Below are 12,651 nucleotides of genomic sequence, written 5' to 3'. Positions count from 1 at the left end.
ATGGCGAATCCGACGACGGACCCCGGGGGCGCCGCGGACTTCCGGCCGACGCACGTCGTGCCGCAGGACGGGCTGCCCGCCTGGGAGACCCCCGACGCGTCCCGGCCCACGGCGCCCCTCGACCCCTTCCTTCCCGTACGGCTGCTCTCCCGGCGGGCGGAGTGGGGGGAGATCCTGTGCGCCAACGGCTGGTCCGCCTGGGTGGACGGGCGGCTCCTGGTCGCCGTACCGCAGCCGCCGCCGACGACGGGGGGCCGGCCGCCGGGCCGGGCCGAGGACCCGCGGCCGCTGCTCGCGCGCGGCGCCGACGCCCTGGACCGCTACCGGCGGGCCGTCGACGGGCTGGCATCGGGACAGCTGGACGGCGAGGGCTTCCGGGCGTCCGTGCGCGGGCTGCGCGCCGGCATCGTGATCGACGGGGAGTCGGTCTGGCTGTACGACGAGGCCGCCGGACGCTGGCTGTACGGGGACGGCACCCGCCTGGCGACGTACGCGGTGGTGGCCGGGCCGGGCGTCCCGCCGGAGCACGAGCCCAAGCCCGAGCCGGCACCCGAGCCGGGGCCCGAGCCGGAGTCGGAGTCGGACGCCGAGGTGGCTCCGGGAGGCGCGCCGGGGCACGAGCCCACCCGCGTCGTCGACGCCCCCGACGGATCGCCCGGCGCCGCCCGGGAAGGCGGCGGGCGGTGACGGGCCCGGAGCGGGGCCGCGACGCGGATCGGGCCGCGGATCGGGTCGCGGATCCGGTCGCGGGACGCCCGTCGGACCTGCGCGGGCGGCTGATCGCCGGTTACCGGGTGGAGGACGAGATCGGGCGCGGCGGGATGGCGGTCGTCTACCGGGCCCGGGACCTGCGGCTGGACCGGACCGTGGCGTTGAAGCTGCTCGCCCCCGAACTGGCCCGGAACGACACCTTCCGGCAGCGCTTCGCCCACGAGTCGAAGGTGGCCGCGGCCATCGACCACCCGCACATCGTGCCGGTCTTCGAGGCGGGGGAGACGGACGGCCTGCTGTACATCGCGATGCGGTACGTCGCCGGGCAGGACCTGCGGGCCCTGCTCGACCGGACCGGGCCGCTGCCGGTGGGGACCACGGCCCGGATCGCCGGCCAGGTGGCCTCCGCACTGGACGCGGCGCACGCCCACGACCTGGTCCACCGGGACGTGAAGCCGGGGAACGTCCTGGTCGCGGCGGGAACGGACAGCGAGCACCCCGAGCACGTCTACCTCACCGACTTCGGGCTGACTAAGAAGTCGCTGTCCCTCACCGGCTTCACGAGCGTCGGGCAGTTCGTGGGCACGCTGGACTACGTCGCGCCGGAGCAGATCTCGGGCAGGCCGGTGGACGGCCGCTGCGACGTCTACGGCCTGGGGTGCGTGGTCTACGAGATGCTGGTGGGCGGGCCGCCGTTCCGGCGGGACGACGACATGGCCCTGCTCTGGGCCCACCAGTACGACCCGCCGCCCCCGCCGACCTCCCGCCGGTCCGGCCTGCCCGCCGAGGTGGACGGGGTTCTGGCGAAGGCGCTGGCCAAGTCGCCGGACGACCGCTGGGGCAGCTGCCTGGAGTTCACCGGCGCCCTGCGCCGGGCGGGCGCGGGAGCACCCCGGCCGCCGCGGACCCGTACGGTTTCCGCGACCGGATCGCCCCCGCCCCCGCCGCACTGGGCGCGGCCCGTGTTCCACGGCCGGTCCTGAACGGGCGGATCCTGACCGGTCAAACGGTCCTGGACGGACGGATCCTGACCGGTCGAAACGGTGCCCCGGGGCCCGGTCTACCGCCGGGCGCCGGCCGGGTCGTCGACGCGGCCCCGCCGGTGCAGGGGGCGGGCCAGCAGGGCGCCGAGGAAGCCCGCCACCGCGCCCCAGAGGAGGGCGAGGCCCACCGTGCGCCCGAGCAGGGCGGTGAGTTCGACCCGGCCCCCGAGGCCGTCCACGTCCCCGATACCGAGCAGGGACAGCCCGAACCGGGCCTGCACCCCGGCCAGCAGACACACCGCGAACGTGGCCAGTGCCAGGGACACGCCGAGGTGCAGGGCGTGCTGCCAGGGGCGGACGTGCGCGGGGGACCGTACGGCCGTCAGCACACCCGCACCCAGCAGCAGGACGGCGGCGACCACCACCAGCCACCAGGCGCGGGCGTCCCGTTCCGCGAGCGAGGCGACGTCGACGGTCGACAGGTCGGGGCCGCGCAGGACCTGGTCCAGCAGCTGCGGCACCGGCAGCCCGAACGGCCCCTCCACCCGGCCCTGCCAGGCCCCGCCGAAGCCCAGGGTGAGCGCGATCCAGACCAGGTTCGGCAGGCCGAGCAGGACCACGGCCAGGGTCTGCGCCGGGTGGCCGCGGGTCGCGGCCACGACCAGCCCGACGCCGACGCCGAGGACGACGTACGCGAGCAGCAGCGCCACCGTCGCGAACGCGGCGGGCCGCACCGCCGCGTGGAAGCGGACCAGCCCGGACGGCAGCGGCGCGCGGCGGGAGACCAGCAGGCAGACCAGCAAGACCCCGAGGATCCACAGCAGTCCGAACAGGAGCGTGGCGGGAACGGCCGCACGGAATCCCACCGTCGGCGCGGAGTCGAGGAGTTCGCCGATCTCGCCGACGGGGGAGTCGCCGGTGGAGATCCCGAAGGTCTGGCGGGCCAGGAGCGAGGCGCCGGTGAGCACGAGGAGCCACAGCACCACCAACGGCAGTGCCCGCCCGGCCAGTTCGCGCGGGCGTGCAACGGCCCGGTTGTGCAGCGGACGCAGGAAGCAGAATCCGGCGGTCAGGGCCCCGGCCAGGCTCACCGAGAGCGGCATGACCGCCAGGCTCGCGTCCGCGCCGGCCAGGAAACCCGCCCCGCCCGACACCTCGACCGACCCGCCGGCGGCCAGGACGACGACGGCGGCGACCACGCGGGGGAACGCTCCGTCCGGCAGGTCGCCGGCGCCGGCGCAGGCCAGCCCGGCCGCGCCGACCGCGGTCATCACCGCGAAACCCGCGACGACGGCGACGAGCGCGTCACGCCACGCCGCCGTGGTGGACCCCCCGGTCGGCGGTGCCATCGGCGTACGGCTCACCCTGCAACGGTAGGCACCGCCCGGCTCCGGCCACCACCTGAACGGCCCACCCGGTCGCGCGGTGGAGCGACGGGTGCCCGGATACTACAAGGAATGCACCCGTATGGGTGGGTCTACGGGCGGAGCGTCCAGCCGGGACCGGAACTTCTGCGTACGGAGGACATCCGTGACCACGCAACCCTCGGGCATACCGCCGTCCGACCGTCCCGCCGGCCCTCCGTCCGGGCCGCTCTCCGGTGGCCGGCAGGGTCCGCCCCCGGAGGGTCCGGGCGGTCCGTCCGGGCCGGTTCCCCCGGGCGGCGGTTCCGGTTCCTCCGGGCAGCCCCCCGGCGGGCCGCCTCCCGGGCGGCCCTGGTGGCGGTCCGGGCCCCGGCTGGCGGCGGCGCTCGTGGCGGTGGCCGCGGCCGTGGCGCTGGTCGTGGTGCTGACCCGCCCCGGCGGTACGCCGACCGCCACCGGCGGCGAGGTCTTCCTCCAGCCGGCGGGTTCCGCGGGGCAGGACCCGTTCACCGAGTCCACCGCGACCGCGCCGGGGGCCCAGGAATCCCGGCCGACCCCGACGGGCCCCGTGCCCACCACCGGCACCACCACCACCCGCACCGTCAGCGGTGCCCAGCCCGGCCTGTACGGCGGTACCCAGGACCTGGCCAGCTGCGACGTCGAGAAGCAGGTGCGGGTGCTCGGGGCGGAGCCGGCCAAGAACAGCGCGTTCGCCGAGGCCCTGGGCATCCGGCCCGCGGCCGTACCCGGGTACCTGCGCTCCCTCACGCCGGTCCGGCTGCGTCTGGACACCCGGGTGACCAACCACGGGTACAAGGGCGGCCGCGCGAGCCCCTACCAGGCCGTGCTCCAGGCCGGAACGGCCGTACTGGTGGACGACCGGGGGGTGCCCCGGGTGCGGTGCGCCTGCGGGAACCCGCTGGGGGAGCCGGTGCCCCTGAAGCCCGACTCGAAGCGGTACGGGCAGCCGTGGAGCGCGTACCACCCGCAGAACGTGGTGGTGATCGCGCCCTCGGTGAAGATCGTCAACAAGATCGTGATCTACGACCACGAGGACGAGCGGTGGTACGAGCGCGACCGGGGCGCGAAGCCGGACCCCGACCGGCGCGTCGATCCGCCGGTGGTCCCGACGCCTCCGGTGACGACGGCCCCGCCGTCCCGCTCGCCGTCCGACACGGACACGCCTACGGACTCGGACCCGCCCACGGACGCGGACTCGGGTACGCCGAGCGACTCGGACACCCCGACCGGCCCGTCCACCGACACGGACTCCGGTACCCCGTCGGACCCGGGCACGCCCACGGAGACGGACACCGACCGGCAGCGGGACGCGGGTACGCCCACCGACCCGGGCACGCCGACGGACTCCGGCACCCCCACGGACCCGGGCACACCGTCGGACAGCGGCTCCCCGTCGGACAGCGGTTCCCCGTCGGGCCCGCAGCAGAAGCCGGGGCTGACCGACCGGAGCGGCACCCCGACCGGAACGGCGACGTCCGGCCGGCCGGCCGGACCGCCCTCCTCCCCGGGCACGGAAACCGCCACGGAATCCGGAACCGCCACGGAATCCGGAACGGCCCCCGCCCCGTAGCCGGGGCGTCGAGCGCGGGTCAGCCGATGCCCCGCTCCCCGCTGGGACACCGGCGGGCTGGAGTGAGACCCTTGCTCCATGGGCCGAAGGGGAGAGAACCCCGAAGTCGGCTGGCCCGCGCGGCCGGACACGAGTCTCGCGCTGAACCGCATGGGCACGTTCGACTGGGACCTCGACAGCGGTCGGATGCACCTGGACCCGACCGCCCTCGAGGTGCTCGACCTGCGGCCGGACGAATTCCCCGGTACGCCCGCCGGGCTGGGCCTGCGGATCCCGCCCGCCGAGGCGGCCCGGCTCGACGCCCGGGTCGCGCAGGCGCTGAAGGACGGCCGCAGCCACTACGGCGCGTACGTCCGCAGCCGCCGCCGGGACGGCTCCCCGGCCTGGACCCACCTCCAGGGCCATGTCCTGCGGAAGCACGACGGCCGCCCGTACCGCATCATCGGGATACTCCGCGACGCCGCCCACGACCCGGGCGAACCGGGCGCCGCCGGCGAGCGGGACGAGGGACGGCGTCGGATGACGGGGGTCGTCGAGCGGACCACGGCGATCCTGGCCCACGCCCGCACCGTCAACGACGTGACGGACACCCTCAAGGACCCGGAGGCCCTCGGACACCTCGGCGCGGTCAGCGTGATGCTCGGCGTCGTCGACGGCGGCCGCATCCACCTGGTCGCGGAGGGCCAGCTCGGCTCGTACGTCCCGGAGATCGAGTACACGCGGATCGACGCGCAGTTCCCGATGAGCGAGGCCGTACGGACCATGCAGCCGGTGGTCCTCGCCTCGCGGGAGGAGTTCCAGCGCCGCTATCCGCAGCTCTGGCCGTACATCGAGCCGCTGGCCGTGCGCAGCGGCGTCTACCTGCCGCTCATCGCCCAGGGGCGCCCCATCGGCGCCCTCGGGCTGCTCTACACGCGGGACGGCGACTTCACCGCCGAGGAGCGGAACCTGCTGATGGCCCTCGGCAGCGGCATCGCCCAGAGCCTCCAGCGCGCCATCCTCTTCGAGCAGGAGCACGACCTGGCCGAAGGGCTGCAGCGCGCCATGCTGCCCCGCCGCATCCCGGACGTGCCGGGCGCGCGGATCGCCGTACGGTACCGGTCCGCCCGGATGGGACGGGACGTCGGCGGCGACTGGTACGACGTGATCCCGCTCGGCGAGGGCCGGGTCGGCGTGATGATCGGCGACGTGGAGGGTCACGACACGGACGCGGCGGCGGTCATGGGACAGCTCCGGATCGTCCTGCGCGCCTACATCACCGAGGGGCACACGCCCGGCGCGGCGATGGAACGGGCCTCGGCGTTCCTCCGCGACCTGGAGACGGAACGGTTCGCCACCTGTACGTACGCCGAGGTGGACCTGAACACCGGGATGATCGGCATGGTCCGCGCCGGGCACCTCGACCCGGTCGTGCGGCGCGGCGACGGGAGCTGCCACCGCATCCAGGTGGCCGGCGGCCTCCCCATCGGCCTGCCCGCGCGGGACGCCGCCCCGAACGAGGGGGCGGCGACAGGTTCCGGATACCCCGTCACCAGCCTCGAACTCCATCCCGGCGACACCCTGCTGCTCTGCACGGACGGCCTGATCGAACGGCCCGGCAGCGACGCGGACACGGGCATGCGGGAGTTCATGGAGGCCGTCCACACCGGCCCCGCAGACGTGGAGGAACTCGCCGACGTGCTCTGCGACCTCATCGGCGACGCGGGCGGCGGCGACGACATGGCCCTGCTCGTCCTGCGCCGGCGCGGCACCCCCGACGCACGCGGCGGGGGCCCGCTGCGCCACCGCCTGGACCCGGGCGACGCGGACGCCCCGACGGCCGTCCGGCACCTGATCCGGGCGGCGGTGGCCGCCTGGGGTGCCGGGGAGCGGGCCGACGAGATCGAACTGGCCGCGGACGAGCTGATGACCAACGCCCTGGTCCACACCGACGGCGGCGCCCAGGTGGGGCTGAGGCTGACGCCGCAGGGGCGGGTCCGGTTCGAGGTCGAGGACTCCAGCAGCGCCCTGCCCCGGCCGCGCGACGCCGGGGACTGGGAGGAGTCGGGGCGCGGCCTGCTCCTGGTGGACCGGCTCGCGGACGCCTGGGGCGTGGAGCCGCGGGGCGGCGGGAAGCGCGTGTGGTGCGAGTTCGACCTCGCCGGGCCGGAGGGGATGCCGGAAGCCGCCGCGTGAGCCATGACGCCGGTCGGGCCCCCGAAGCGGCATGACCCCGGCCGGGCCCCGGAGCGCGGCGGTGAGCCGGGCAGGTCGCGGGGACGCCGCCTCTCCCGGGGAACGTTCCGGGGCGGAAGTGGCCGCCCGCTGACCGGCGCGGCGGCGCCGAACCCGGGCGGGCCGCGGCCGCGTCCGGGCCGTTCGACGGGCGCCCGAACGGCTGAACGTGCAGGTCCGCGCCCGGTTCGCGGCGTTCGGACCGCCTCAGGGGGACCATCCTTCCCGGGTGTCGAACCCGCGCCCGCCGCTGCCCGTGCTCCCGCTGCTGCTCGCCGTGGTCCTCGCCGCGGTGCTGTCCGGTCCCGCGGACGCGGCCCCCGCCGACCGGGCCGCAGACGGCATCGAGACCGACCGGACCGGCCGCCAGGTGGCCCCGGGCATCCGGCTGGAGTCGTACGACCGGCTGGAGGCCGACCGCTGGCTGCGGATCGACGAGCTCGTCGTCGACCTCGGGGGGAGCAGCGGGGTACGCGCCGAGTACCTCGGCGGCGCCGGCGCCGCCACCGTCGCGGAGGCCGCGGCCCGGCACCGGCCCGGCCCAGGGCGGCGCGTGGTCGCCGCCGTCAACGGGGACTTCTTCGACATCGGCCGTACGGGCGCCCCGCTCGGCCCCGGCCTCGCCGCCGGGCGGCTGCTCCACGCGGCGGAACCCGGAGCGGGCCGCGCCGTCGGATTCGGCGCCGACGGCAGCGGGCGCGTCCTGGGGATCGGCCTCGCCGGAGGCGTCACCCTGCCGGGCGGCATCGCCCGCCCGCTCACCGGCTACAACACGGCCCGGCCGCCCGCCGACGGCATCGCCGCCTACACCGACGCCTGGGCGGGCACCGGGATCCCGGACCGGGACGCCGCCGCCGCCGTCGACGTACGCGACGGCCGGGTCACCGCCGTCCGGCCGCCCGGGGATCCCGCCCGGGCGCAGCGGCGTCCCGCCCCCGGCACCACCCTGCTGCTCGGCTTCGGCGGGTCCGCGGCCGAGCTCGCCGCCCTGCGCCCCGGGGACCCCGTCGCGGTCGCGGCCCGGCCCGCGCCCGACCGGGGCCCGGCGCCGGCCGAGGCCGTCGGCGGCCGGGAGCCGCTCGTCGTGGCGGGGGTGCCGCAGGACCACGACGGGGCCCCGAACAACGCGGCCGCGCCGCGCACCGCCGTCGGCCTCTCCCGCGACGGGCGCCGCCTGCGCCTCCTCACGGTGGACGGCCGCCAGCGCGACAGCGGCGGCCTCACCCTGACCGCGCTGGGCCGGCTGATGCACCGGGGCGGCGCCCACGAGGCCCTCAACCTCGACGGCGGCGGCTCCTCGACGCTCCTCGCGGCGGTCAGCGGCGTCGTGGCCCCGGTCCTGGAGAACGCCCCCTCCGACGGGCGCCCGCGCCCGGTGCCCAACGGCATCGTCCTCACCGCCCCCGAGGGCCCCGGCCGGCCCGCCGCCTTCCGGATCGACGCCGTCGGCGGAGCCGCCCGCGTCTTCCCCGGTCTGACCCGCACCCTCACCGCCACCGGCCACGACGCCGCGCTCGGACCGGCCGCGGGCCGCCCCCGGTGGTCCGCCACGGCGGGCTCGATCGGGGCGGACGGGGTGCTCCGCGCACCGCGCGCCGGGAGCGTCACGGCCTCCGCCCGGCTCGGCACCGCCCGCGGCACGCTCCGCCTGGACGTGCTCGGCCCGCCGGCCCGGCTGCGCCCGGCGCCGGACCGCATCGGCCTCACGGAGGCGGGCGAGAGCGCCGGGTTCGTGCTGACCGGGTACGACGCCCAGGGCGCGGCCACCACCGTCGAACCCCGGGACGTGACCCTGCGGTACGACCGTTCGCGGTGGCGCGTGACCGGCGGCGCCGGGGGCGGTTTCACCGTCACCGCCCTCGTCCCCCGGGCCACCGGGCGGCTGCTGGCCACCGTCCGGTCCACCGGGGTCACCGCCGAACTGGCCCTCGGCGTCGGCCTGGTCGCCCGGGAGCTCGCCGGGATGGAGGACGCCGCCGCCTGGACCGGGCCGGACGCGGCCCCGGCCGGGGGCGACCCGGGGCCCGGGCTCGCCCTGCGACTCCGGCCGCCGGGCCTGTTGTCGGTACCGCCCTTTCCTCCACCGCCGGGCGTGCCGGCGGTCCCGGCCGCGCCCCCGGCCCCCGAGGCCTCGGCGACCCCGCCCCGGCCGCTGCCCGTGCCGGAGCTGGCCCGGACGCTGACGCTCCGGGTCGGCGGGGACGGCTCGGGGGCCCGGCCCGCCGTGGAACTGGCCGACGCGGACGGCGCCGCCGTCACGGTGCGCGGACCCGCCGTGGACTGGACCGGCTGGCGGGAGATCTCGCTCCCGCTGCCCGCCGCGCCGCAGCGGCCGCTCACCGTCACAGGGCTCTCCGCCTCCGGCGGGACCCGTCCCGGGCGGCTGCTCCTGGACACCCTGGCCGCCCGGACCCCGCCCACCGGGCCCGCCGCCCGCGAGCCCGTCCGGCCCGACCCGGCGGTGGCCACCGGCGCCGAGGTCCGCGCCCGGCCCTGGCGGTTCGCCGTCGCCCCCGGCGCCGGGTCCGTCCGGGGGGCCGGCGCGGACCCCGCGGTGACGGGCGCGGACCTGGTGGTGACGGGCGCCGAGCGGCGGCCGTTCCTGCACCGCGGCGTACGGTTCGTGCCGCTCGACACCGCCCGACGCACCCTGGACGGGGGCGGGCTGGAGCGCGTGCGGGCCCTGCGGGCCGCGCTGGAGGCCGCCGCCCGGGATCCCGGAACGGGCGCGCTGGCCGTCGTACGCCGGTACTCCGTGCGCACCGTCGACCGCAAGGAGGAGGCCCTGCTGGCGCGCTGCCTCGCGGAGTTCCGGCGCGCCACCGGGAAGGGCGCCGCAGTGCTCACCGTCGGCGCCCCGCGGTTCGCCGCGGGACGGTCCGAGGGCGTGCTCGCCCTCGCTGCGGCCCGTACCGGCTGGACCCTGGTGGGCGCCGACGCCTTCCCCGGCCCCGGCCGCGACTGGCTCTCCGTACGGCCGACGGCCCCGCCGCCCCGGATCGCGGCGTCGACGGCGCCGCCGCCGTGAACCGCCGGTCCGGGCGCGGGCGGTGCCCGGACGCCACCCGGTGGGCTCAGACCGCGTCGAGGAGGATCCGGGCCAGCTCCCGGGGCCGGGAGAACATGGGCCAGTGGCCCGTGTCCAGCTCCACCAGCCGCCAGTTCCCGCCGGTCAGCAGCCGGGCCACGTCAGGCCCCGGATCCACCCCGTCGAGCAGGCACTTGACGTACGTGGCGGGGAGAGCGCCCAGGGGGCCCGCCAGCACGGCCGGTTCCGTCAGGGAGGCGCCCGGGTGGGGGGTGGAGCCGGTGACGATCCGGGCGGTCTGCGCGGCGTCGAGCCCCTGTCCTGCGAAGTCCGCGGTGGCCAACGGCGGCCAGAAACCGGCATTTTCCGCGATCGAGGCCTCCACCGCGGCCCTGCCGTCCGGCCAGCCCGAGACGAAGGACTCGCCGTCCGCCGGGACGCCGGCGTCGACGAAGACCACACGGGTCAGCCGGCTCCCGATGCGCTGCGCCGCCTGTCCCACCGGGATGCCCGCGTAGCTGTGCCCGACCAGGACGACGTCCCGCAGGTCGAGGCGCTCCACCTCGCCGACGACGTCCTGCACGTGGGTCCGCTGCCCGGCGGGCGCGCCCCTCCGGTCGGCCAGACCGGACAGGGTGAGGGCGTGGACGCCGTGCCCGGCCGACCGCAGCTCCGGGACCACCTCGTCCCACGCCCACGAGCCGAGCCAGGCACCTGCCACCAGTACGAAGTTCGTCATGCGGGCACGGTAACCGAGCCCTCCGACACCGCCCGCTAGAGCGGTACGAGGGTGACCTCGGTGGCCTTCACGCTCGTCCACACCCGGACGCCGTCGGCGATGCCCAGCTCGGCGGCGGCCTGCGGGGTGATCTCCGCGACCAGATCGGGCGCCTCGGGGGAGACGACCAGGACGCGCAGCCGGCTGCCGACGGCGGTGACCTCGCGCACGGTGCCCCGCCAGACGTTGCGGGGGCTGCCGCCCGGGCGGTCCCGGTGTACCGACACGGCCTCCGGGGCGATGATGGCCAGCGCCTGCGCCCCCTCCGCCAGCGTCTCGGCGACGACGAGGCGGCCCCCGGCGGCGAGCGCGAGGCCGTCGGCCGAGGCGGTGCCGGGCCAGGCGTTGCGCCCCAGCATCCGGGCCACCCAGGGGGAGCGCGGGTGGCGGCTCACCTCGGCGGGCGGCGCGTCCTGCAGGGTCCGCCCGTCGGCCAGTACGAGGACCCGGTCGGCCAGGGACACCGCCTCCACGGGATCGTGCGTGACGATGAGGCAGACCCCGCCGAAGCCCGCCAGGTGGGTGCGCAGCGTGTGCCGGACGTGGGCCCGCGTCGTCTGGTCGAGGGCGGCGAGCGGCTCGTCCAGGAGCAGCAGCCGGGGGCGGGCCGCGAGCGCCCGCGCGAGGGCGACGCGCTGGGCCTGGCCCCCGGACAACTGCGCGGGCCTGCGCCGGGCGAGGTGCCCGACGCCGAGCCGGTCCAGCCAGGCCTGCGCCTCGCGGCGGGCGTCGGCGCGCGGCACCCGGCGGGCGCGCAGCCCGTACGCGGTGTTGGCCAGGGCGCTCAGGTGCGGGAACAGCGCGCCGTCCTGCGGCACCCAGGCCACCTGCCGCCGGTGCGGGGGCAGCGCGGTGACGTCCGTGCCGCCGAGGACGAGGTCGGCGTGGGCGCGCGGGGTCAGGCCGAGCAGGGCGCGCAGCAGGGTGGTCTTGCCGGCTCCGTTCTCGCCGACGACGGCGATGGTGGTGCCCGGCTCGGCGTCGAGGGTGAGGTCGTTGAACCCGGTGACGGTGGCGTGCAGGGGCCAGCGGCCGCCGTCGCGGGAGGCGTGCCCGGCAGGCTCCACGGGCTCGACCGCGGGGAGCGGGGGCGGGGTCTCCTCGGCCGGTTTCGGCGCCTCGGCGGCGGTGCGGGCGACCGGGGTGCCCGTCCAGCGGCCGCGCAGCGCGATCAGTACGGCCATGGCGATGGCGAGGAGCAGCAGGGAGACGGAGGTCGCCGCCTCGGGCTGGTCCTGGAGCAGCAGGTACACCTGGAGCGGGAGGGTCTGGGTGGTGCCCGGCAGGTTCCCCGCGAAGGTGATGGTGGCGCCGAACTCGCCCAGCGCCCGGGCCCAGGTGAGCGCGGCGCCCGCGATCAGGCCCGGGGCGACCATGGGAAGGGTGACCGTGAAGAACACCCGGACCGGCGGGGCACCGAGGGACGCGGCGGTCTCCTCGTAGCTCTGCTTCAGACCGCCGAGCGCGCCCTCCAGGCTGATCACGAGGAACGGCATCGCGACGAACGTGGCCGCGACGACGGCGCCCGAGGTGTGGAAGGGGAGGGTGATCCCGAAGGCGTCCTCCAGCCAGGGCCCCAGCAGTCCGCGGCGGCCGAAGCCCAGCAGCAGCGCCACGCCGCCGACGGTCGGCGGCAGCACCATGGGGAGCAGCACGAGCGAGCGGACGAGGGGCTTGCCCTTGAAGTCGACGCGCGCCAGCAGCCAGGCGAGCGGTACGCCGAGGACCAGCGAGAGGCCGAGGGCCCACAGCGACACCAGCAGCGACAGCTTCAGGGCCTCGACGACACCGGGGCTGGAGAGGTGGGCGGCGAGGTCGCCCCACTGGGTGCGGGACAGGATGCCGACGAGGGGCAGCAGCAGGAACGCGACGGCGAGCAGCGCGGGCAGCGCGAGGGCCACGGGGGGTCGGGTGCGGGTGCGGAGTCTGCTCATGAGGGGTTCCTGGCTGGGGGGTTACGGCGGCGTGAGAAGCGTACGGCG

Annotated in this window: 7 protein-coding genes and 1 pseudogene; 5 read left to right on the top strand and 3 right to left on the bottom strand. The window is 77.3% G+C overall.

Annotation, left to right across the window (positions count from 1 at the left end; genetic code table 11):
* Together ACZ6S8_RS27055 and ACZ6S8_RS27050 are read left to right on the top strand one after the other, a co-directional pair.
* Positions 1–687, top strand: a complete 687-nt coding sequence (locus tag ACZ6S8_RS27055; protein ID WP_469459988.1) for a hypothetical protein — start codon at positions 1–3, stop codon at positions 685–687.
* A complete protein-coding gene (locus tag ACZ6S8_RS27050; RefSeq protein WP_469459987.1) occupies positions 684–1,694 on the top strand; it encodes a serine/threonine-protein kinase in 1,011 nt (336 codons plus the stop codon). Before ACZ6S8_RS27055 ends, ACZ6S8_RS27050 begins: the two co-directional genes overlap by 4 nt.
* 77 nt (positions 1,695–1,771) lie before the next feature.
* On the opposite strand, the gene ACZ6S8_RS27045 is transcribed toward ACZ6S8_RS27050, so the two are convergent.
* On the bottom strand, positions 1,772–3,043 hold the full coding sequence (locus ACZ6S8_RS27045) for a streptophobe family protein (protein WP_469460012.1): 1,272 nt from the start codon (positions 3,041–3,043) through the stop codon (positions 1,772–1,774).
* A gap of 181 nt (positions 3,044–3,224) precedes the next feature.
* Here ACZ6S8_RS27045 and ACZ6S8_RS27040 point away from each other — a divergent pair.
* The 3 genes and pseudogenes from ACZ6S8_RS27040 to ACZ6S8_RS27030 form a co-directional block, all read left to right on the top strand.
* Positions 3,225–4,475, top strand: a pseudogene (locus tag ACZ6S8_RS27040) (DUF6777 domain-containing protein); the annotation flags it as partial.
* A gap of 252 nt (positions 4,476–4,727) precedes the next feature.
* A complete protein-coding gene (locus ACZ6S8_RS27035) occupies positions 4,728–6,824 on the top strand; it encodes a SpoIIE family protein phosphatase (RefSeq protein WP_469459986.1) in 2,097 nt (698 codons plus the stop codon).
* A 268-nt stretch (positions 6,825–7,092) separates the two neighbouring features.
* A complete protein-coding gene (locus tag ACZ6S8_RS27030) occupies positions 7,093–9,891 on the top strand; it encodes a phosphodiester glycosidase family protein (RefSeq protein WP_469459985.1) in 2,799 nt (932 codons plus the stop codon).
* Between the two features lie 46 nt (positions 9,892–9,937).
* On the opposite strand, the gene ACZ6S8_RS27025 is transcribed toward ACZ6S8_RS27030, so the two are convergent.
* Together ACZ6S8_RS27025 and ACZ6S8_RS27020 are read right to left on the bottom strand one after the other, a co-directional pair.
* Complete coding sequence (locus ACZ6S8_RS27025; RefSeq protein ID WP_469459984.1) at positions 9,938–10,630, bottom strand: alpha/beta fold hydrolase; 693 nt, start codon at positions 10,628–10,630, stop codon at positions 9,938–9,940.
* A 35-nt stretch (positions 10,631–10,665) separates the two neighbouring features.
* On the bottom strand, positions 10,666–12,603 hold the full coding sequence (locus tag ACZ6S8_RS27020; RefSeq protein ID WP_469459983.1) for an ABC transporter permease: 1,938 nt from the start codon (positions 12,601–12,603) through the stop codon (positions 10,666–10,668).
* Positions 12,604–12,651 lie beyond the last annotated feature (48 nt).

The organism is Streptomyces sp. NPDC048461 (genome assembly GCF_055587105.1).
Note: the sequence above shows the minus strand (reverse complement) of the source record. Positions and strands in the feature narration are given on the sequence as shown.